This window comes from Psittacicella hinzii, assembly GCF_003585935.1.
GTDB lineage: Bacteria > Pseudomonadota > Gammaproteobacteria > Enterobacterales > Psittacicellaceae > Psittacicella > Psittacicella hinzii.
Genome location: NZ_NRJG01000036.1, coordinates 1 through 22,247, shown reverse-complemented (window position 1 = coordinate 22,247; position 22,247 = coordinate 1). Strand labels below are relative to the sequence as shown.

Annotated in this window: 15 protein-coding genes; 9 read left to right on the top strand and 6 right to left on the bottom strand. The window is 35.9% G+C overall.

What is annotated here, in order from left to right; all coding sequences use genetic code 11:
- The 3 genes from CKF58_RS02535 to CKF58_RS02525 form a co-directional block, all read left to right on the top strand.
- Nucleotides 1–471, top strand: a 471-nt coding sequence (locus CKF58_RS02535) for a substrate-binding periplasmic protein (protein WP_147397194.1), incomplete at its 5' end; no start/stop codon positions are given.
- A gap of 128 nt (nucleotides 472–599) precedes the next feature.
- Complete coding sequence (locus CKF58_RS02530) at nucleotides 600–1,394, top strand: substrate-binding periplasmic protein (protein ID WP_119530560.1); 795 nt, start codon at nucleotides 600–602, stop codon at nucleotides 1,392–1,394.
- A 25-nt stretch (nucleotides 1,395–1,419) separates the two neighbouring features.
- The gene (locus CKF58_RS02525) at nucleotides 1,420–2,268 is read left to right on the top strand and encodes an alpha-1,2-fucosyltransferase (protein ID WP_119530557.1); all 849 of its coding nucleotides are present in this window, start codon (nucleotides 1,420–1,422) and stop codon (nucleotides 2,266–2,268) included.
- A 128-nt stretch (nucleotides 2,269–2,396) separates the two neighbouring features.
- Here the strand turns inward: CKF58_RS02525 and CKF58_RS02520 are convergent, their stop codons facing one another.
- Both CKF58_RS02520 and CKF58_RS02515 read right to left on the bottom strand, forming a co-directional pair.
- A complete protein-coding gene (locus tag CKF58_RS02520) occupies nucleotides 2,397–3,041 on the bottom strand; it encodes an ATP-binding cassette domain-containing protein (RefSeq protein WP_119530554.1) in 645 nt (214 codons plus the stop codon).
- A gap of 200 nt (nucleotides 3,042–3,241) precedes the next feature.
- The gene (locus CKF58_RS02515) at nucleotides 3,242–4,897 is read right to left on the bottom strand and encodes a peptide ABC transporter substrate-binding protein (RefSeq protein ID WP_222987666.1); all 1,656 of its coding nucleotides are present in this window, start codon (nucleotides 4,895–4,897) and stop codon (nucleotides 3,242–3,244) included.
- 545 nt (nucleotides 4,898–5,442) lie between these two features.
- On the opposite strand from CKF58_RS02515, the gene CKF58_RS02510 reads away from it, so the two are divergent.
- The 3 genes from CKF58_RS02510 to treC all read left to right on the top strand — a co-directional run bounded on the left by CKF58_RS02510 (nucleotide 5,443) and on the right by treC (nucleotide 11,088).
- Entirely contained in the window at nucleotides 5,443–7,395 is a 1,953-nt protein-coding gene (locus tag CKF58_RS02510) for a peptide ABC transporter substrate-binding protein (protein ID WP_222987665.1), read from the top strand.
- A 358-nt stretch (nucleotides 7,396–7,753) separates the two neighbouring features.
- Nucleotides 7,754–9,169 (top strand): PTS trehalose transporter subunit IIBC, encoded by a 1,416-nt coding sequence (treB, locus tag CKF58_RS02505; RefSeq protein ID WP_119530546.1) that lies wholly within the window; start codon nucleotides 7,754–7,756, stop codon nucleotides 9,167–9,169.
- A 257-nt stretch (nucleotides 9,170–9,426) separates the two neighbouring features.
- Nucleotides 9,427–11,088: an alpha,alpha-phosphotrehalase gene (gene treC / locus CKF58_RS02500; protein ID WP_119530543.1), complete on the top strand. Its 1,662-nt coding sequence runs from the start codon at nucleotides 9,427–9,429 to the stop codon at nucleotides 11,086–11,088.
- 177 nt (nucleotides 11,089–11,265) lie between these two features.
- Here the strand turns inward: treC and CKF58_RS02495 are convergent, their stop codons facing one another.
- Both CKF58_RS02495 and tsaB read right to left on the bottom strand, forming a co-directional pair.
- Entirely contained in the window at nucleotides 11,266–12,762 is a 1,497-nt protein-coding gene (locus tag CKF58_RS02495) for an alanine/glycine:cation symporter family protein (protein ID WP_119530541.1), read from the bottom strand.
- 120 nt (nucleotides 12,763–12,882) lie between these two features.
- Entirely contained in the window at nucleotides 12,883–13,881 is a 999-nt protein-coding gene (gene tsaB, locus CKF58_RS02490; RefSeq protein WP_119530538.1) for a tRNA (adenosine(37)-N6)-threonylcarbamoyltransferase complex dimerization subunit type 1 TsaB, read from the bottom strand.
- 391 nt (nucleotides 13,882–14,272) lie between these two features.
- Here tsaB and CKF58_RS02485 point away from each other — a divergent pair, with 391 nt between their 5' ends.
- Nucleotides 14,273–15,910, top strand: a complete 1,638-nt coding sequence (locus CKF58_RS02485) for an NAD-dependent malic enzyme (protein WP_119530535.1) — start codon at nucleotides 14,273–14,275, stop codon at nucleotides 15,908–15,910.
- 115 nt (nucleotides 15,911–16,025) lie between these two features.
- Here CKF58_RS02485 and CKF58_RS02480 read toward each other — a convergent pair whose 3' ends face one another.
- Complete coding sequence (locus CKF58_RS02480; RefSeq protein ID WP_119530533.1) at nucleotides 16,026–17,090, bottom strand: bifunctional 5,10-methylenetetrahydrofolate dehydrogenase/5,10-methenyltetrahydrofolate cyclohydrolase; 1,065 nt, start codon at nucleotides 17,088–17,090, stop codon at nucleotides 16,026–16,028.
- A 425-nt stretch (nucleotides 17,091–17,515) separates the two neighbouring features.
- Here CKF58_RS02480 and CKF58_RS02475 point away from each other — a divergent pair, with 425 nt between their 5' ends.
- On the top strand, nucleotides 17,516–18,337 hold the full coding sequence (locus CKF58_RS02475; RefSeq protein ID WP_119530530.1) for a hypothetical protein: 822 nt from the start codon (nucleotides 17,516–17,518) through the stop codon (nucleotides 18,335–18,337).
- A gap of 211 nt (nucleotides 18,338–18,548) precedes the next feature.
- Entirely contained in the window at nucleotides 18,549–20,273 is a 1,725-nt protein-coding gene (locus CKF58_RS02470) for a proline--tRNA ligase (RefSeq protein WP_119530527.1), read from the top strand.
- A gap of 170 nt (nucleotides 20,274–20,443) precedes the next feature.
- Here the strand turns inward: CKF58_RS02470 and asnB are convergent, their stop codons facing one another.
- Nucleotides 20,444–22,039, bottom strand: a complete 1,596-nt coding sequence (gene asnB / locus CKF58_RS02465) for an asparagine synthase B (protein WP_119530524.1) — start codon at nucleotides 22,037–22,039, stop codon at nucleotides 20,444–20,446.
- Nucleotides 22,040–22,247 lie beyond the last annotated feature (208 nt).

Sequence of the window (22,247 nt, the reverse complement as noted above, 5' to 3'; positions counted from 1 at the left end):
GATGAACGTAAAAAACGTGTAAATTTCTCAACACCATACGTTGGTGCTAAACCTGGAGTTTACATTGTAAACAACTCATCTCCAACTAAAAACATTTCAGATCTTAAAGTAGTTGGTGTGCAACAAGGTACTACTTTAGCTAGTTACTTAATGACTTTAAAAGGTATTGAAATTAAATACTATCCATCTTTTGATACAGCAATGCTAGATCTTAAAGGTGGTCGTGTTGAAGCTGTATTCGAATCTTTAGACGTAGCTGCTAAATACTTAGATGATAAAAGTCAAAAAGTACAAGTATTAGATGAACCAATTTTCGATAATATTATCGGTCAAGGTACAGGTATTGCTTTCCGTAAATCAGATAAAGAATTATTAGCAAAAGTTAATAAAGCTTTAGCGAAAGCAAAAGAAACTGGTTTCTTAAATGAATTAGCACAAAAATACGGTGTACGTATTGACTACGGTAAATAATTAGCAAAACTTTCTTAAGTTGGATATAATACAGAAGAAGTTTCATATTTAAGGAAAGTGAATTTTCCTTGTGATAATGGCTTTAGTGATCGTCACTAGAGCCTTTATTATTTTCTGTATTCTCAATTATGCAAAGATTATTTTCACAATTATTCTTACTCTTGCAAGTGGGTTGCCTAAGCTTAGCAACCATGAGTGTGAGTACACCAGTACAGGCTGCTAGACCTGAAGGTGTACCAGCAAAATTAACTATTGGTATTGAAGATGGTTATTTTCCTTACGAATATCTCAATGAAAAAGGAGAATTTACCGGTTTTGATGTAGAGTTAATTAAATATATATGTAAACAACTAGAAACTAAATGTAAGTTAGAGCGAGGAGCTTTTGACGGCTTAATTCCGAATTTACTGTTTAAGAAAACCGATCTAGTAGTTTCAGCCCTTTCAATTACTGATGAACGTAAAAAACGTGTAAGTTTTAGTACGCCATATATTAATCCTATTCCTGGGGTTTACGTTGTAAGTGACAACTCTAAATATAAACAAGTTAAAGAGTTAAAAGTTATCGGCGTACAACAAGGTACAACTTTAGCTGTCTACTTACAGCAACAAAAAGGAATTACCATTAAAACTTATCCATCTTTTGATACGGCAATGTTAGATTTAAAAACCGGACGTATTCAAGCGGTTTTTGAATCGGAAGATGTAGCGCAAGGTTATTTAACAGCTAATAAAACGAAAGCGCATTTCTTAGCAACTAAAGTTTTTAGTCCAGTGGTTTCTCAAGGTATAGGGATTGCCGTACGCCACAAAGATAAACAATTATTAGCTGCAATTAATAAGGCTCTAGCTAAAGCTCAATCTGATGGTGTTTTAGCTAAACTAAAAGCTAAGTACAAGATTGTCGACACTTTTAATGATTAAGCGACTGGTTTATAAGGAGTAAAAAATGTTTATTCTTTATCCATCAGGTGGTCTAGGTAACCAAATGTTTATGATTGCTGGTACTTATGCCATGGCTAAAACTTTTGGGCATCGTTGGTATGTAGACCAAAATACCCATGCGCTGGGTAATGGTAATCAGTTTATGTCTTATAGCCAAAATCTATTTTGGCAAGTACCAATCCTTAGTCCCGAGCGTAAAGAAATTGTTGAGTACGGCATTAAAAACTTTCGCTTTAATTCGCAATTAATGGCTGATATTAATGGTCACCATACAGCTTTTGATATAAATCCGCACGATAAAAATCGGATTTATGCCATTGTTGACTCGACTTTACTGTCATATAAATATTTTGCTTATTATCGCGAAGATATTTTAAATCTCTTTACCTTGCCTCCAGCTGAGCAAGCTGAATTAGAGGCGCTAGTAACTCAATATATAAGTAATGAGATTCCAACGGTTGGTTTACATATTCGCCGTACCGATTACCTACAACATCAAAATGTTTATCGCATTCTTGATGAGCAATATTATCAACAAGCTTTAGCGCATTTTGCGGACCTAGAAGCGTATAAATTATTAATTTTTACAGATGATGTTGCTTGGTGTAAAGCGAATTTAGATTTTTCAGCCTATAGTAAGCAAGTGGCATATGTAGAAGAGGTAGCTGATTATTTATCATTACTCTTAATGAGTAAATGTCACCATTTAATCACGGCCAATTCGACTTTCTCTTGGTGGGGTGCTTATTTAAATACTCAACCAAATACGCGCATTGTAATGCCGGAAAAATGGTTTAGTGATCCAAATTATTCGAATCAAGATATTATCATTCCACACTATATAGTGCTGTAACGAGCAAAACCTCCAACAATGTTGGAGGTTTTGCCATATGTAAAAATGAGAAATGAGAAAATGAAAAAATAAGAAAATGAGAAATTGTACTAAAAGCTGGCGATTAAGCTGTAAGTTTTAAGCTTTTGTTATGCGTTTTTAAGCATTTGGTCATTAATGACCTTGCCTTGAGCAATAGTAATAATACGGTCGACTAGAGGTTTTACGATCTCAAGATCATGGGTCACAATAAGTACGGTTTGAGATACCTTAGCTAAATAATTGATAACTCTTTGACTATTTTTATCATCAAGAGCCGAGAGAGGTTCATCAAGTAAAAGCACACTACGCGGGAATAAAAAACCACGCGCTAAAGCCGCTCTTTGTAGTTGTCCACCTGAACAATTCATGGGTAATTGTTTTTGAATGGCTTCGATTTGCAAGTACTCAAGCATTTCTTGGATTTGTTTTTCTTGTTGTTGAGCACTTATTTTAGTATGCGTAAAAGCTAGTTTTACATTTTCGTAAATATTGAGATGCGGAAAATGATTATTTTCTTGAAAAACTAAAACGCAGTCTCTTTGTCCTGGTAATAACTTAGCACAGTCTTTACCATTAATAAAGATCTTTCCTTTTTCGAGAGGAATAAAACCGGCAATTAAATTAATTAAAGTTGATTTACCTGCTCCAGATTCGCCAACAATCGCTACTTTTTGTCCTTGGGGAATTTCTAGATCAAAGTAAAACTCTTGTTTACCACGTAAACAAGATACTTGTTGTAGAATTATTGTCATAAACCTCCTCTGGATGTTCAGGTAATACTATTAAGTAAAACGCAGCTCTCATACACGACAGTATAAGATATAGAAAAGATAGAAAGAGAGTTACCTACTAAAGTAGATAACTCTCTTTTAATTATAACTTAAAACTAATGAGCTGCAACCGATTTATAGTTTCAATTAGTTAAAAGCTCTTAGTTAATTGTTAGTACATATTACTTAACAGGAGCGATTTTTTTATCAGCAATAATGTAGTAATCTCGCATGTAGGTATAAGGTAATTTACCATTAAAACCACCAAGTGCTGGTGATTTAACAATCACTCGTGCACTTAGCACAATAGGTACTACCGGTACTTGCTCTTGTAGAATTTTATTTAACTCTTGATAAATCGCAGCGCGTTGTTTGTCATATTCCGTAAAGTAAGCTTTTTCATATAATTCGGTAAATTTCTTATCCGTCCAGCCTGAGAAGTTATTACTATTTCCAGGATTGAAAATATTGTAAAAACTTGCAACGTGATAGAAATCAGGATTAATGATATAAAAAGCTAATTCAAAATCACTATGTTGAATTTTATAGTAGTAGCTCGTTAAATCAAAAGCTTGTAACTTAACTTTAATTAAGCCGCCAGAAAAGTCCGAGAGCATACTACTCATGGCAATATTATTACGCTCGGCTTCATTACCTTTAGTATGTGTCCAAGTTAATTCTAAAGGTTTTTCTTTAGAGTAACCAGCTTTTTCTAATAAAGCAATGGCTTTTTTAATATTAGCTTGACGATATTCTGGTTTAATGAGATTTTTTTTCTCAACTAAAGCTCGACCGTCACCTAGCATTGCTGGAGCTACTAAACTTGTTGGGGTATAGAAGCGATAAAACTTTTGCGCAATGAGATTACGATCTAAAAGTAAGCTGATTGCTTGACGTACTTCCGGATTACTTAATTTCTCTAAGCGCGTATTAAGCACTAAAGCATAAGTCGAAGGATAAGGTTCTGCAATCATTTCATTTGGACGTTGCTCAAGTACTTGGTTAAAGTATTGAGCTGGAATACGTGCAGTATAAAATTCACCAGCTAAATATTTTAAATATGAGCTTTGACCTTTAGGTAAAACTTCATAATTTATTTGCGTGATATAAATATTTTTGCGATCCCAATAGTCATTACGTAAATTGAATTGTAAGGCTTCGTTAAACTTATTACTAACAAGTTTAAATGGACCGTTAGAGACAATATTTTCTGGTTTTGTCCAGCTGCGTCCGTATTTTTCAATAATGTCTTTACGTACAGGAGCTGTTGGTAATAAACTAACTGTATCTAATAACCAAGGAGTCGGACGTGAAAGATGTAAAACTAAAGTGTAATCATCTTTAGCTTCAACACCTAATTCACTTGGGGGAAGTTTACCCTGACGTATTTGTGCCGTATTTTTTAAGTTAAGAGCAGAAATAAAATCTGCACCTAAGCTAGCTACTTTAGGATCAAGTACTCTTTGCCATGCATATACATAATCATGGGCAGTTACAGGTTTACCATCTGTCCATTTAGCTTCTGGACGTAAGTGGAAAGTCCAAGTTAAACCATTATCAGAAACTTGCCATGAAGTTGCACCGACACCTACAATTTTACCAGTGTAATCTTGACGTACGAGAGTATCGTATAAGGATTTTAATACTTGCTGGATAGACCAATCAACATTTATACCAGGATCTAAAGATTCGGGGGTAGAACCAATGGCATAATTAAGAACTTGTTTGGATGCAAGTTTTGTTCCAGGGGGTAATTCAACCGCTTTAGCTGTTGGGAAAGTGAAACTAAAAGCTACAACTAGAAGCGTTAAGAGAGAAAGAAACTTATTTTTTAGCAATATCGAAACCCTCGAAAGAAAAAAAAGATCAATATAATTATTTGTCATTGCAACGACAAGGCATATTATACAGATAAAAAAGCGGAAAATTTTGAAAAAGCGACAATAAGTTTTAATTAAGAATAAAAATTTAGATTCGAGTTTTAGCCGCGTAGGCTCTTATAACTTGTACCTAAAATATACAAATATGTCATTCTAAAAGGTGTAAACAGGCAATTTTTGCGTCGACTAAGTAAAAAGTTACAAAATATATACTAAGATGCAAGAAATGCGAGTTTTTTCAGTTAAAAAAAACTAACATTTTGTAGATTTTAGATCTTAGGAGTAGTTTTTCATAGTCCTAAACGTGAGTTTTGAGTGTGCCGTAGTAAAGCCAGCTATATAATATAGCATTAGGTGCATTTGTGGTTTTTGATCGCCGCAAACATAAATTATTTCGATAATTTTGCATTCCCGAATTTTAACTCAACTTAGAAGCCCAAATGAAAATAAGTAAGAAAAAATTCTTACTTATCCCACAGCTTTCTAAGCTGTATTTATATCCTATGCGTAATATCAACGTTTTTACTTGGCTAATTATTTTAATTAGTACTTGCGGTATCGGTTGGCAAAACTTAGCTTTAGCCAAAGGCGAAAGTAAAAATACGTCTCACCAACCATATAAAGTTGATTATCAAACCTATTTAACTTTGCCACATGTAAGTCATGTGGTGGAGCACATGGCCATTAGTAAGCCACCAACTATTGATTTAAACGCATCAAGCAGTAAAAGTAGTGCTTATACTTCTTTAGGGAAGTACTTTGAAGCTGATGATGAAAATACGTTCTATCTGCCAATTAGTAAAAGTTTAGTATTAGATCCTGCTTTTGCTACTGATAGAGATTCTCTAGCAGTAATGCAAAATATCTACGAAACTTTAGTAAGTTTTCCGAGTGATGAAGATTTACGCTTTGGCGCAGCAGTATCGTATGATATAAGTCCAGATGGTAAACGCTATTTATTCCATTTACGTCAAGACGCTAAATGGTCTAATGGTGAACCTGTAACGGCTTATGACTTCGTATATTCATGGCAACGTTTAATTGATAGTGAATTTGGCGCGCCAAATCGCCACGTGTTAATTAACGGAAATATCTTAAATGCTAAAGAAATTTCTGATGGTTTAAAATCACGTGACCAATTAGGGGTAGCTGCTCTTTCAGATTACGAATTATTAGTCGTGTTAGATCAGCCTACACCTTGGTTATTACAAGTTTTAGCTAGTCCGGCAACTGCTCCAGTACATGCTCCAGATCGTGACGAAAATGGTCATGCGATTCTGGTAACTAATGGAGCATATAAATTTACGCCAGATGAGAACCAAGATTTTTTACTGGTAAAAAATCCTAATTATTGGGACATTAAAAATGTTCACATTAACTTTATTCGCTCGTATGGAGATAAAGATGGTGAACAGCCGGTAAACTATGCTAAACAAAATCGCAGTATTATTTATTTAAATCAATATAACGAAAGTTCATTAAGTTCGTTATTCTATACTCAAATTCAATCAAGAATTTATCCTGAAAGTTTATTCTTAGAAATTAATTTATTCGACCGTGCAATGAATAAATTGCCGGTACGTAAAGCATTAAATTTATTAATTGACCGTAAAGCTATAGTGGCACAAACGTTTCCTAATGCTATACCGTCGACTGTTTTCGTACCTCCGGTAGTTGCTGAAGCTAAAATGTTGCCACAAAATCGTGAATTGCTAAACGCAAATTATACAAATTACGATGAGGCAATTAACTTATTAGCTCAAGCTGGCTACTCAGAATCGTTCCCTTTAACGATTGACTATGTTTATCCTCAAGATCAGTCGGCAGCAATGCAAACGTTTATGGAGAAACTAGCAGCGCAGTTAAAAGAAAATTCTCGAGGTATTATTCAATTAAATTTAATTGCAAGTAATCCAGCAACCTATTTCGAAGCGCTACGTCGTGGTGAATATCAATTAACCGCGATTACGTATAAGGCTAATTATAATCACGCTTCATCGTTTTATAATATGCTGCAAAGCCAATCTGGTGATAACTTTGCCAACTATGACTCATTCCAGTACGATCGTTTATTAAACCAAGCGGCACGTGCGAGTGATTCGGCAAATCGTCAGGTGCTTTATGAACAAGCGAGTGCTTTAATTGCTCAAGATTTACCAATTATCCCTATTCTCTGGCAAGCAGATAAAGTGGTCGTAGACAAACGTTTACGTAATTACGCTAATAATTCCTACAACATTTACATTAAAGATATGTATTTTGATAATACTTTAAATGCTTCAGGAACTACTTTAGCAACTAATGCGCAAACAGTTACCCAAACGAATAAAGGTGGGGTAACCTTTGTGACTTCGGTATTTGCTACCACGCCAGTAATTCGTCCAACTAATGAAGTTAATAATGTAAGTGCATCACCATATGCAACTACATTAAAAAAACTTCTGATGGGACCATAAAAATATATTTAAAACGAGGCTAGTATTTTATAGCCTCATTTTTTTGTATATTTTTTGCCTTGTTTTGGTATTTTTTATATTTTTGATTACGAAACGGATCTTAATTTTTGCTATTAGCGAACTTGCGGAAAGAAAAAAGTGGGCAAAAGTCGCAAAAATTAGCAAAATGCTCAATTTTTATCTCTTTGAAAATTAAAGCTAAAAATTATAAGCCTCAAAAAAAGTGTGACTCGTGACACAGTTTTAAATATTTGATTGGCTTTTTTAATTTAGTCGCTCTATACTATAAACAAAAGAAACGAAAATTTTATTTTACGTTTAGGTATTTTCAATCGTATTTCTTTTCGGCAGGTAAGCTATGGCAACAAAAATAGATCCACAAGCCATTGCCCGCTTAATAATATTAGTGGGGGGCAGTAAAAATATTGCATCGGTATCGCATTGTGTAACGCGATTACGTTTTGTGCTCAATGATGCCAAACTTGCCGATGAAAAAGCTATTTTAGAGCTACCTTTTGTTAAAGGAGCTTTTACCAATGCCGGACAGTTTCAGGTCGTAGTTGGCACTGAAGTTGTAGATTATTATCAAGAACTTATTTCCCAAGCAGGTTTAACATCTACTACTAAAGATGAATTAAAAACCGCAGCACGCAAAAATCTCCGTTGGTGGGAAGCGGCTGTTTCGCATTTAGCAGAAATCTTTATCCCGCTTTTACCAGCCCTGATTTCCGGAGGTTTGATTTTAGGTTTTAGAAATGTTATCGGTGATATCCCGATGGTGGATGGTAAACCATTAACTGCCGTTTACCCATTTTTAAATACCTTAAATGCATTCTTGTGGTTATTAGGTGAAGCGATTTTCCACTTTTTACCTGTAGGTATTTGTTGGTCTACAGTGAGAAAAATGGGTGGTACGCCAATTCTGGGCATTGTACTCGGAGTTACCTTAGTATCACCACAACTAATGAATTCATACGGTCTAGGGTCATTAACTCCTGACGTATGGGATTTTGGTTTATTTAGCATAGAAAAAGTAGGTTATCAAGCGCAGGTGATTCCTGCGATTTTAGCGGCAATGGTGTTAGCTTGGTTAGAACGTGGTCTAAGAAAAATTATTCCTTCTTACTTAGACTTAGTGCTTGTACCAATTTTAACTTTATTAATTGGTGTAACTTTAGCCCACGCGTTAATCGGACCATTTGGTCGTGAAATTGGTGATGGTGTTGCTTATGTAGTTAAAGCTCTTATGACTGGTAGTTTTGCACCAATCGGAGCAGCGATTTTTGGTTTCCTATATGCGCCATTAGTAATTACAGGTGTACACCAAACTACACTTGCAATCGACTTCCAATTAATTCAAAATATGGGTGGTACTCCTGTATGGCCACTAATTGCTCTTTCGAATATTGCACAAGGTTCGGCAGTTTTAGGGATTATCCTTATTTCTCGCAAAGCTAAAGAACGTGAAGTTTCAGTACCAGCAGCAATTTCAGCTTACCTTGGTGTAACTGAACCTGCAATGTATGGTATTAACTTACGCTATCGTTTCCCAATGCTTTGTGCCATGATTGGTTCTGCATGTGCAGCATTCATTTGTGGTTTAACCGGAGTATTAGCTAATTCGATAGGAGTAGGTGGTTTACCTGGAATTCTTTCTATTCAACCTGTGTACTGGGGCATTTTTGCTCTAGCTATGCTAGTAGCTATTATAGTTCCTTTAATTTTAACGGTTATTATTTATAAACGTAAAGCTGCTAAAGCTAGTTTGGAATAATAATCATTACCGTATCCTCTACCAAAGCTTTAAGGGGATCCTATACCAATAATATTCTGCCTTTAGTTTGGGGCTATTACTAAATGAAAAGATCCTTATGACCTAAGGGGATCGAAGAATATGCAATCTTGGTTTTTTAGTTAAACTGGCCTTAACTAAGACCAAGGTCTGTTAACCTAGTATTGGTATTTTTATGTAGCGCCGATTGTTGACCGGCGCTTTTTATTGCCTTTGTTGTAAAATTTAAGGATTTGAATATGTCATTAGCTTGGTGGCAAAATGGTGTAATTTATCAGATTTATCCCAAATCATTTAAAGATAGTACAGGTTCGGGTACTGGAGACCTTCAAGGTATTATCAGTAAACTAGACTATCTACATAAATTAGGAATTGACGCTATCTGGTTAACTCCTATCTATGTTTCTCCGCAAGTTGATAATGGTTATGATATTGCCGATTATATGCAAATAGATCCTGCATATGGCACGCTCGAAGATTTTAAAGAGTTAGTATCCCAAGCACATGAGCGTAATATTCGTATTATTATGGATATGGTACTTAACCATACTTCAACCGAACATCCATGGTTTAAACAAGCTCAAGATCCTAGCTCTCCATATCATAATTATTACATTTGGCGTGGTGATCAGAAGAAACTTGTTCCTAATAATTGGCAAAGTAAATTTGGGGGCTCGGCATGGAAATGGAGTAGTAAAGCTAAAAGTCACTATTTACATTTGTTTGCTCCTGAACAAGCTGATCTCAATTGGGAAAACCCGCAAGTGCGTGAGCAGTTGTATAAAATTATTGCCTTTTGGGCTGATTTAGGTATCGATGGAGTAAGATTAGATGTAATCAATCTTATTTCTAAAGATCAAATCTTCCCCGATGATCCTCTAGCAGATGGACGTAAGTTTTATACAGATGGTCCGCGAGTGCATGAATACCTTAAAGAACTAAACCAAAAAGTCCTAAAACCTTATGGTTTAATGAGTGTAGGAGAGATGTCTTCGACCACGGTTGAGCATTGTCAACAATACGCTAATCTTAAAGGTACGGAATTATCCATGGTGTTCAATTTCCACCATTTAAAAATAGATTATCCAAATGGAGAGAAGTGGACTTATGCTCGTCCGGATTTTTTAGAATTAAAACGTATTCTCGGACACTGGCAACTAAACATGCATAATCGTGCATGGAATGCTTTATTTTGGTGTAATCATGATCAACCACGTGTAGTATCGCGCTTAGGTACAGATAATACTTTACGTCCGCAAGCAGCTAAAATGCTAGCTATGGCTTTACATGGGTTACAAGGTACTCCTTATATCTATCAAGGAGAAGAGATAGGCATGACTAATCCTGGCTTTAGTGATATTAGTCAATATCGCGATGTTGAAAGTCTAAATATGTACAATATTCTGCTGGAGCAAGGTAAAAGTGAAAAACAAGTTTTACAAATTCTGGCACAAAAATCCCGCGATAATGGACGTACACCTATGCAATGGGATAATACACCTCATGCAGGTTTTACAACCGGAGAACCTTGGATTGAAGTAGCGCCTAATTATCGCTCGATTAACGTAGAACGTGAACTGCTAAATCCGAACTCGGTATTCTATACCTATCAAACTTTAATTGCTTTACGTAAAGAATATGAAATCTTTGCTCTAGGTGATTATCGTGATTTAGAACCTTTAAATGACGAAGATTTATGGATTTATAAACGTAGCTACCAAGAACAAAGCTTATTGGTAATTGTAAACTTTAGTGGTCAAGTGCTCGAAACTTCACTTACCCGTGAATCATTAGGAATCTCTGATGCTACAGTACTTCTAAATAATTATAGTGATGTGCATTGGCAAAATCGTCGTCTAATTCTACAACCATATCAAGCAATTTATTTCTTTCAAGCATAAAAAAAGATCCCCAGTACTTGGGGATCTTATATTTACTGAAGAATATATGATTTTTATTCATATAATCCAAAGTGTTTAACGCACATATATAGTAGCTGTTTTTATCAGCTTGTACAAGAAAGTAAAAGCTAAAAGTAGGAATTAACTTTCCTTTAGAGCGATTAAACAATCTAATTCTTAATCAGCACGTGATTCTTGTGCTTGCTTTTGTGCGACTTTCATAGCCTGGCGCTGGTGATGCGCAGAGTCATTCCAAATATCAGGATCTGGTAATAGTGCTTTTAATGTAGGATATTTCTCTACATTAAATACTGGAGTTTTAATTCCACGACGTAATTGTAATTGATAATCACGGAATACTATATACATAGGTTTCCATAAGAAAGTCAATGCAACTACGTTAAGGAAGCACATAATCGCCATAAAGATGTCAGCCGTATTCCAAACGGTAACCGGAGTGTTATAAGCTCCCCAGAAAGTAAAGATTAATACGCCTACACGATAAGCATGTGCTGCACATTTATTTTCGGTAAAGTAGTACACCCCTACTTGACCATAAGTAAAGTAACCAATTACAGACGTAAAAGCAAAAAGGAAGATGATAATTACTAGAATATCAACCCCTACTTTACCATAGAAAATAGCAATCGAAGCTTGCGCTAGTGAAGCTGCTTCTAAACCTACAGCTTCAGGTGATCCATACACCCCTGACATTAGCACCATAAAAGCACTTAGGGTACAAATAACAAACGTATCGAAGAATACGCCAACCATTTGTACTATACCTTGGCTTACAGGGTGTTTAACATTGGCCGAAGCTGCAATATTAGGTGATGAACCCATCCCAGATTCGTTCGAGAATAAACCACGTTTAATACCGTAGTTAATAGCAGCCCCAATAGTACCACCTAAGGCAGCGTCGGTATTAAATGCCGAGCTAAATATAGTATAGAAAACTTTAGGAATAGCCGTAAAGTGCCAGAAGACAATTACTAAGGTCATAATAATATACAGACCAGACATAATTGGGATTAAGACCGCACTTACATTCGAGATAGTTTTTAAGTTAGAGAAAATAATAAGCGCAGTTAAGAATACTAAAATCATCCCTACCACCCAATGAGGCATGTTAAAGGCATAATTTAAGGATTCTGAAATCTGGTTCGTTTGTAAAGAAACGAAAGCAAAACCATAAGTAAAGGCTAGAACTAATGAGAAGATTATCCCAAAAGTTTTATTCTTTAGACCATAGCGAATATAGTAAGCCGGTCCACCTTTAAACTCTCCGTTTGAGATTTTGGTTTTAAATACTTGCGCGAGGGTATTTTCAACTAAAGAAGTTCCCATCCCTAAAAAAGCAGCCACCCACATCCAGAAAATGGCTCCAGGTCCGCCCGCCGAAATTGCCGCAGCAATCCCTGCAATGTTCCCCATCCCAATACGGGCAGCAAGACCGGTTAAGAATGACTGTAATGGACTAATGTTTACTTTATCGTCATCATAAGAGATGTCTTTACGAAGTAAAAGTCCTATTCCATGTTTTAAATATCTTACCTGAGCGGCTCGAAATACTAAAAAATAAAATAATCCGACACCCAGTAAAGAAATTATCAGTAAATAATCGTTAATAAATGCCCATGCAGCATGTATTAGATTAACAATATAGGTTGTCATAATATGAGTTATTGCATTTAAATGCACTCATCTAAGAGTGAGAAATAATAGTGTGTGATATAAGGCGCTAAGCCATGCCTAGGAGCATTATTTATATATTGTGCTTAGGCTGCAATGACATTAGTAAGTAACTTTGTCACGAATATATGTAGGCTCAATTTCTAAGCGCGGAGTAAAATCTTGTTGGGCTATTTTAGCCGCTAAAAGTGTTGCTTGCCAACGACAATCTGGTAAGCTAGTTAATTCTTCCCATAAAGCAAATAAGTCGTCTAGGGTATCAGCTACCTCTCCTGTGCGGATCATGTTTTCATTGACAACAGGACGTAATAGTTGTTGCTCATAGAAAGCTGTAATTACCGGATAGGCATTACGTGCGATACTTTCATCACTTAATTGCTGACAAAGAGTAGTTGCTTGCGGTAAGTATTTACTCCAAGCATTACCAACTAAGATAACTTGCTCGTTAGCGCTAATGCCAAACTTCTCTTGGTAGTTTTGCTCAGTAATTAAAGTTTGTCGCGTAGGGGTATTAGCCGTACATGCTTGATAAAGAGTTTCTAGTTCTGCGGCTTTAATTAATTGCTCTGAACCTTGGAGAACTAGACTCATGCCAGCTTGTTCTTCTGTAGTCGTAGTATTTGGTGCTTGCCATGAGTAACAGGCAATATAGCTTTCACCCATATTAGCATCTAGAGCTACAAGGATTTTGTCTCCTTGACTTAAGCAAGCTGGTAATACTTGACTACGAGCTAAGAGCAGAGCTAACTGTTGGATTTGCGCAGCTACCATTTGTAAAGAAGAGGCTGCGATAATTTTAATTTGTGGTTCAACTGTAGCTATTCCTTGAGTTAAGCTAGTACTAATACGTGTTCCCACAAATGAACCAGGTCCACGATTAAACATTAAATAGTTATACTCTGCGTATAACTTTGCAGCTTGTGGATTAGTAGCAATAGCTTGAATTAAATCTAAGGCTTTTTCTCCTTGGCTTCCTTTTTCAAACGAATTAGCAAATAATACTTGATAATTTTGTCCTGTTAAAGTAGAAGCGGAGTTATCCACTGCATAATGTGCAGCTTGCATTTGATTAAATGAAGAATCTAAAACGAGGATTTCCATGGTAAAACGTGAACCTTGAATGTCATTGAGTAAAACTTATAACCATTAAGCAAAAAATGTAACTATCTATAGTTAAAGGAAGCAACTACTCTAATGACCTAGACAATTAAAACTTATGTGCTTTGAGAAAAGCATGCAGCTAATTATAGCATAGATTGACCTAGAGAGTTTAAACTACTGATAAAAGTGTAGAATTTTGCCAAGTAGTTGGGAAAAAGGTTGATAATAGTATCTACTAACAAATGATAAATTATTTCTACTTAATTTACGTATAGCTATAAACAAAATGCTTAGGCTTGACGTGATTTTGTTAAATTCGGATCTATAAAAGTTAAAAAGAAGAATTAAAAGAACTTTTTCCATTAATGTTTTAACCATTTAAGGAGATCTTATGGTACGTAAACCTGAGATATATGCTAATGCTTTTAGCAATAAAGAAACTGCTTTTACTCGTGCTGAGCGTGAACAACATGGTTTAATTGGTCTATTACCAAGTGCGGTTGAAACTTTAGAATTACAAGCAACTCGTGCTTATGCGCAATTTAAACGTTTTAATTCGCGCATTGAGCAATATTTTTATCTCGATGCATTACACAATCGTAATGAAACACTGTACTACAAACTACTTGTAGATCATATCCAAGAAATGTTCCCTGTAGTATATGACCCAACTATTGGGCAAGCAATTAAAGAATGGTCGCAAAATTATCGTAGTTCACGCGCTGTTTATCTATCAATTAATAACCCTGAAGATATTGAAACTGCATTTAAAAATACAGGTTTAAGTGCCCAAGACGTTGATCTAATTGTTTGTTCAGACGCTGAGCAAATTTTAGGTATTGGTGATTGGGGAGTTAATGGTACAGATATTTCTGTAGGTAAACTAGCAGTTTACACTGCCGCTGCAGGTATAGATCCTCGCCGTGTAATTGCAGTGAACTTAGACGTAGGTACGGACAACCAAGACTTATTTGCTGATCCACTATATTTAGGTAATCGTCATGCCCGTGTACGTGGACAAGCATATGATGATTTTATCGATGCTTATGTAAAAACAGCCAGCCGCTTATTCCCGAATGCCTTATTACATTTTGAAGACTTTGGTGCTGGTAATGCCCGTCGTATCCTAATGAAATACCGTGATTCTTATCGTGTATTTAATGATGATATGCAAGGGACTGGAGCAGTGGTTATGTCTGCTGTAACTTCAGGTCTAAAAGTAACTAAACAAGGCTTTAAAGAACAAAGACTTGTAGTTTATGGTGCAGGTACAGCAGGTACAGGTATGGCGGATCAAATTAGTGCGGCAATGCAACGCGAAGGTTTAACTCGCGAGCAAGCTAAAAGTCTCGTATATCTGATCGATAAAAACGGCTTAGTAACTACAGATATGCCAAATTTACCAAACTACCAACAAGAGTATGCACGTGATCCGGACGAAGTGGCTTCTTGGAAAAATGCTGAGGGCAAAATTGGTTTACTCGAAGTTATTAACCAAGTAAAACCGACGATTTTAATCGGGACAAGTACACACCATTTAGCATTTACCGAACAAGTAGTAAAAGCTATGTGTGCTGGAGTAGAGCGTCCGATCATTCTTCCTCTGTCGAATCCTGATGAAAAAATTGAAGCCTTCCCAGCTGATATTATTCCATGGTCAGAGGGTAAAGCTTTAGTATGTACTGGTATTCCAGTTGATCCAGTGCCATATAAAGGTGTTGATTACCATATTGGTCAAGGTAACAATGCTTTAATCTATCCAGGCTTAGGTTTAGGAGTAATTATTAGTAAGGCTAATAAAGTGACTGATGCTATGCTCCAAGCAGCAGCTCAAGCTTTGGCCGATCAAGTAAATCCGACCGAGTTAGGTCATGCTTTACTACCTCCGGTTTCACGTTTACGTGAAGTGTCAGCAATTGTTGCCGCTGCTGTAGCAGCCCAAGCCCAAGCTGAAGGTGTAGCGCAAGTAAGCGCTAACGATTGGTTAGAGACTGCTAAACAAGCAATGTGGCATCCAACTTATGCCTAAGTTGCAAAATCATGCAAAGTCACAAGATAAGCATAAAAATAAAATAGTAAAAGCTCCAAGATAATTCTTGGAGCTTTTATAAATTTAGCTTAAAAACAGTGTTGCTAAAGATTTTTTATTTGTGACTAATATCAAATTGATCACGAATATAACGGCGTTGTAAGCCGAACTCTTCAAAATTTAATTTGTGCTGTAACAGCGTTAGAATAAGCGTATTGTGTAGTAAGTTAGCTACTGTTAGTAATCCTACACCACCTGGTACTTTAGATACCATTGCACAATTACCAAGCATATCTTCAAAGTCAATATCACCAACCGTAAATTGTTTACGTGTGCGGTTGTTTACTTCAATGAGTGCTTGTTCTAGGATTAAATTATTGGCTTGCGCATAAGCTTGTGCTGTCGCTTGCTCACCTTGTGCTTGTAATTGGTCGGCTAATTCTTGATCAAAAGATTTATTTTCTAGTTGGTTAATACCAACGTCGATAACAATACAGTCTTTATTTACATAGGTATGATCAAAGAATTTAGCATGACCGATAGCTACTACTAAAATATCAGCTGTTTGGGTAATGTTACGAATATTACGCGTATGAATATTACATGTAGTTACAGTTGCATTACGGTTAATTAACTCTAAGGCTAATGGTTTACCCACTAAGTTCGACGTACCTACAATTACTACGTGTTTACCTTCGACATTAATATCGTGATGATCTAATAGTTGTAAAACTCCGTGAGAAGTACAAGGCACAATATTAGCACGATCTAAGAAAGTTAAACCTAAGTTTTTCGGATTAAAGCAATCTGCATCTTTTTTACTATCGATAGCAATCATTGCTTTATAAGTAAATGGTTTTAACTCTAGAGGTAAAGGTAATTGTAAAATGATGCCGTTTACCGCAGGATCTTGATTTAAACGTTTAATTAAATCTAGCAGTGTTTCAAATTCAGTATTTTCAGGTAAGTGATGGAGTTCAGTTTCCACACCTACTTGTGCAGCTTGTTGCTGCTTTTGTTTAATGTAAATTAAACTTGCAGGGTTGTTACCTACGAGAATTACTGCAAGTTTAGGTATAATTTTATCTTCGCGAGCAGCTAATTTAGCTATTGCTGCAGCGATGCGGGCTTTAATTGCATCTGCTGTATCTTTTCCTTTGATGATAATAGTATCAGACAAAAGTTCCTCCTACTTCGCAAGTAATCCTGAAGAAAATTGCGCAGGTAATAAAAATGGTTAATGTAAAAGCTATTTAGGGAGTGTAAAGTAGTATATCCGTAAAAAGAGCAAAATATCGTAATTTTTGTCCAATTTTTATTATACCATTTTTATAAATTTTAGCAGCTTGATATCAGGTAAAAATCCTAGAAAATATAAAATATTTTTCCAGCTATAACTAAAGCGCAAAAATAAGCGGTTTTAGCCTTTAACTATAGGCTCTAAGACCTGTAGTTTTCGCTTTATGCTGCCGTTTGTGATATACTTATTAATACTTTTTTATTAATTTCTAGTTAATTTCTAGCAAGATAATTTTCATTTTTGATTAGATTAGCAAAACAGTTTTCATGTTGCATAAACATTTTTTAGTGCTCGGAGTATTGAGCTTGTCTCTACTCGTAGCAAGCTGTGGAAAAAATGAAAAAAGCGCCGATAATCCAGAGCTAGTCAATAACCGCACTCCGATTATGGTAAGTGTAGAACTTGACGAAAATAAAATCGTAGACGCTTTAGTCAATAATAATCCAGAAGCAGTAAAAGAATTTTCTGAAGCTGTGTCAATCGTTCCAATTAATAGTGGCAAACCTATAATGGAAGATAAGTTCATCCGTTTAAGTTATGCCATTAAAAACATTGGCACGCAACCTATTAGCCGCGTAATTTTTAATGCACAAGTGGCTTTTAGTTTAAATGAAACAGGTAAAGCGCAAAACGTAATTTACCTGACTATTCCGGTATATTTTGATTTAACCAACAAACTAACTGATGTAACCGCTTATGACTTAACGAAGTTTAGTCCAAACGTAGATGCGGCACAAGCTCCGAATCTACTATTACCAGGACAAGCTACATTAATTAGTATTGTTTATAACCTTGATGATTTAAAAATCATCGATAACGCCCCGAGTTTTATGCAAACTTTAAATCCAGAGGATCTAGGTTTTAAAGGTATTTTAACTACCGATCAAAAAGTGATCTTTAGTGATGGTAAAGTTATCGATGTAACTAAATATGCTACTCCGGCTCCAGCATCAGAAGGTGAGCAAGCTCCAGAGCAAACAGATCAAGCAGCTCCTGAAGATAATGCATCACCTGAAAATAATGAACAAGGTGCGCCGGAAACTCCAGCTACTCCTACAAACAATAATACTCAACCTAAATCCTCAATAGCTCCTTATGAGCTAACTCTTGCTCCCTTTGGGGTGTAAAGTTAAAAGGATAAAGTAACTAGATTGAGTAATTTTTATAGTTTTATAGGTTTTTATCTGACTAAGTATAGGTAAGTACTATAGGTACTACGATAAAGGTACTACTAAAAGTAACTATAAAGTGGATGACTTTACGGTTGTAAGCTTTTACTTTAACCTACTCTATAGTCAAAGATAATGAGCACATAGTATATTTAGAGGATATATTTTCATGCGTATTAGTAATTATTTACTTGCGACTTTAAAAGAAGCACCAGCAGAAGCAGCTATTGATTCGCACAAATTAATGATTCGTGCAGGGATGGTGCGTAAATTAGCTTCAGGTGTTTATACTTGGTTACCTACTGGTAAACGTATTCTAAAAAAAGTAGAAGACATTGTGCGTCGTGAAATGGACGCGACTGGGGCTTTAGAGTTTTTAGCAACTATGGTCCAACCGGCTGAATTATGGGTTGAATCTCAACGTTATAACAGCTATGGTGATAACCTACTAAAATTCAAAGACCGTAAACAGTCTGATTTCGTGCTCGGTCCAACCCACGAAGAAGTATTTACTTACCAAATTAAACAAGAAGTAAACTCTTACCGTCAATTACCATTAAACGCTTATCAAATTCAAACTAAATTCCGTGACGAAACTCGTCCACGTTTCGGTATTTTACGTACTCGTGAATTTATTATGATGGACGCTTATTCATTTGACACTTCATGGCAAAACATGGAAAAAGTGTACAACTCAATGGAGCAAGCGTACAATAAAATCTTTACTGAGTGTGGTTTAAAATTCCGTGCCGTTGATGCTGATAATGGGTCAATGGGGGGTTCAGGTTCTAAAGAGTTCCAAGTATTAGCGCAAGCTGGTGAAGATGTTATTGCATATTGTGAGAATTCAGATTATGCTGCGAATCTAGAAAAAGCTCCAGCAATCCCAAGTAGCACGCGTCAAGCTCCTACGCAAGAGATGCGTAAAGTAGCTACACCAAATGTAGCAACAATCGAAGAATTAGTAGATTTTAGCAAAGGTGAATTAGATGCTGCGCATACCATTAAGCTAGTTGTAGTAAATGGTAAAACCCAAGAGCACCCATTAGTAGCTATTGCTTTACGTGGTGATCATACTTTAAACGAAGTTAAAGCTGAAAAACACCCTTTAATTGCAAGTCCTGTAACTCTTGCGCATCCAGAACTAGTAAACCAAGTGTTTGGTGCAAAAGTAGGTTCATTAGGGGTATTAAACTGTCCAGTTTACTTAATCGCAGATGATACAGCCGCAACTGTTTCTGATTTTGCTACAGGTGCTAATGAAACTAATTTCCACTTATATGGTGTAAACTGGGATCGTGACGCTAAATTCAACGAAACTTTCGATATTCGTAATGCTGAAGAAGGTGATCCATCTCCATGTGGTAAAGGTGTATTATCATTAACTCGTGGTTGTGAATGTGGTCATATCTTCATGTTAGGTGACAAATATTCACGTGCCTTTAACTTTACGGTTACTGATGAAAATGGACAAAACATTTATCCAGTAATGGGTTGTTATGGTATCGGGGTTACTCGTGTAGTAGCTGCGGCTATCGAACAAAACCACGATGAATATGGTTGTACTTTACCAGATGCTTTAGTTCCTTTCTTAGTAGGTTTAATTCCAGTAAACTACAATAAATCAGAAGTAGTTAAAGAGTTTGTTGATAACTTATACAATGAACTACCAAAACAACACGAAGTTTACTTCGATGACCGTAGTGAACGTTTAGGTGTAGCTTTAGCTGATGCTGATTTATTAGGTGTGCCTTACCAATTCATTATCGGTGAGAAAAACCTACAACAAGGTAATGTAGAATTTAAAGATCGCCGTACTGGTGAAAAACAATTACTAACTATTGAACAAGCAAAAGAAAAAGCTAAAACTTTATTAGCAAACTACCAAGCTTAAGAGCAATCTTAATAGAATTTAAGCTCTGTAATTTTGCTTAATTAATTTAACAACAAGATTAAAGCCCCTCAAATTACTTTGAGGGGCTTTAATCTTACCGGATTTAAATGAAGTAGAACTTCATTTTATTATTTATCTTCAAGGGATTGCGAGTGATAAATAATTCTGTATTATTTACCAGAATCACCGTAGTTTTTAAGAACACGCGCAGATGGGTCATTAACTTCAGCACCTACCCATTCTTTGTTAGGCATCCAGAAGTCTTTAATTAAGTGACCTTGACCTGGGAAGAATTTCTCAAAAATATCACGGTATAAAAGTGATTCTTTAGTAAATGGAGTACCGTGTGGATACTTATCTTTAGCTGCTGCTAAATCTGCATCTGAATATTTAGATTCAGCGTAAGCTTTTAAGTCATCAACCATTGAGTGACCTACAGCGTCAGAGAATGCTGCTTTCTCACGGTATAGAATGTCGTGAGGTAAGTAGTCTGTACCTTCGAACGCTGCACGTAATAAGTATTTACCTTTGCCGTAAGTGTTCATTTTTAGGGCTGGGTTAATGCTCATTACATATTGTACGAAATCTGTATCAGCAAATGGTACACGTGCTTCTAAAGAGTTAGCCGCTAAACAACGGTCAGCACGTAATACGTCGTACATGTAAAGTTCTCTTACACGTTTAGCTGCTTCGTCTTGGAATGCTGCTGGTGTAGGAGCATAGTCTGTATATTTGTAACCGAATAATTCGTCTGAACACTCACCTGTTAATAATACTTTTAAGTCAGTGTTTTCACGAATCCATTTACAAATTAAGTACATACCCATAGAAGCACGGATAGTAGTAATATCCCATGTTTCTAAGTGATAGATTACTTTTTCTAAGCTTTCTAACACTTGATCACGAGTCATAATGATTTCGTGGTGTTCTGTACCTAAGTATTCAGCTACTTCTTTTGCATATTTAAGGTCGATTGGATTTACGTCCATCCCTACTGCAAAAGTTTTAATTTTCTTACCTAGTTTTTTAGTAGCGATTGCACAAACTAAAGAAGAGTCAAGACCACCTGATAATAAGTAACCGATTGGTGCGTCTGATTCTAAACGTTTTTCTACCGCAGTTTCTAGTAAAGAACGGATTTTAGTAGTTGCTTGCGCAAAATCATCTGTAGAGATTTGTCTTGGGTTAGATAAATCGTTGTAACAAATGATTTCTCCATTTAGGTAGTAGTGACCTGGAGGGAATGGATTTACATCGTTACAGAAAGGAATTAAACCTTTAGCTTCTGAACAGAATGCAATTTTACCAGTTTCTTTATCGTAACCATAGAATAATGGACGAATACCCATAGGGTCACGAGCTGCTAATAAAGTGTTAGTATCAGCATCTACAAGCACTAACGCAAATTCACCATCAAGCATACGTACCATGTAATCAGCACCTAATGCTTTATAAGCTGGGATTAGTACTTCACAGTCTGAACCTGAAGTGAATTTGAAATCAGGGTTGTATTTTTCTAAGAAGTTACGGATTTGGTGGAAGTTATAGATTTCACCGTTACAAACAGCTTCTGTATTACCATGTTTAAATGGTTGGTTACCAGCAGCTGATAAATCCATGATTGATAAACGGTGGAAACCCCAAGTACCGCAAGCGTCTTGAGAGAATTGATAGTTGTCTGGACCACGGTGTGTTAATGAAGCTGAAGCTTGTTGAAACACTTCAACTTTATCCATAGTCGCTGAGTTAAAAACAAAACCACACATAATGAACTTTTCTCTTAGTGTTTTTTAATTTAATGAATTCGGTTATCACAAGACCTAATATTTACGAAATTAGTCCTGTGCAATGCAGTAAATTATAACCAACTAATGACTTTAGTGGTTAATTATTTTTTCTTTTACGCTGTAAGTATATATTAATTATTAAATTATTGCTAAATTTATTTAAATTAGTTAAATGAAGGTTTAATAA

Coding starts and splice junctions, on each gene's coding strand:
- CKF58_RS02530 (WP_119530560.1), top strand. CDS start 600: ATGCAAAGATTATTTTCACAATTATTCTTACTCTTGCAAGTGGGTTGC.
- CKF58_RS02525 (WP_119530557.1), top strand. CDS start 1,420: ATGTTTATTCTTTATCCATCAGGTGGTCTAGGTAACCAAATGTTTATG.
- CKF58_RS02520 (WP_119530554.1), bottom strand. CDS start 3,041: ATGACAATAATTCTACAACAAGTATCTTGTTTACGTGGTAAACAAGAG.
- CKF58_RS02510 (WP_222987665.1), top strand. CDS start 5,443: ATGCGTAATATCAACGTTTTTACTTGGCTAATTATTTTAATTAGTACT.
- treB (WP_119530546.1), top strand. CDS start 7,754: ATGGCAACAAAAATAGATCCACAAGCCATTGCCCGCTTAATAATATTA.
- treC (WP_119530543.1), top strand. CDS start 9,427: ATGTCATTAGCTTGGTGGCAAAATGGTGTAATTTATCAGATTTATCCC.
- CKF58_RS02495 (WP_119530541.1), bottom strand. CDS start 12,762: ATGACAACCTATATTGTTAATCTAATACATGCTGCATGGGCATTTATT.
- tsaB (WP_119530538.1), bottom strand. CDS start 13,881: ATGGAAATCCTCGTTTTAGATTCTTCATTTAATCAAATGCAAGCTGCA.
- CKF58_RS02485 (WP_119530535.1), top strand. CDS start 14,273: ATGGTACGTAAACCTGAGATATATGCTAATGCTTTTAGCAATAAAGAA.
- CKF58_RS02470 (WP_119530527.1), top strand. CDS start 18,549: ATGCGTATTAGTAATTATTTACTTGCGACTTTAAAAGAAGCACCAGCA.
- asnB (WP_119530524.1), bottom strand. CDS start 22,039: ATGTGTGGTTTTGTTTTTAACTCAGCGACTATGGATAAAGTTGAAGTG.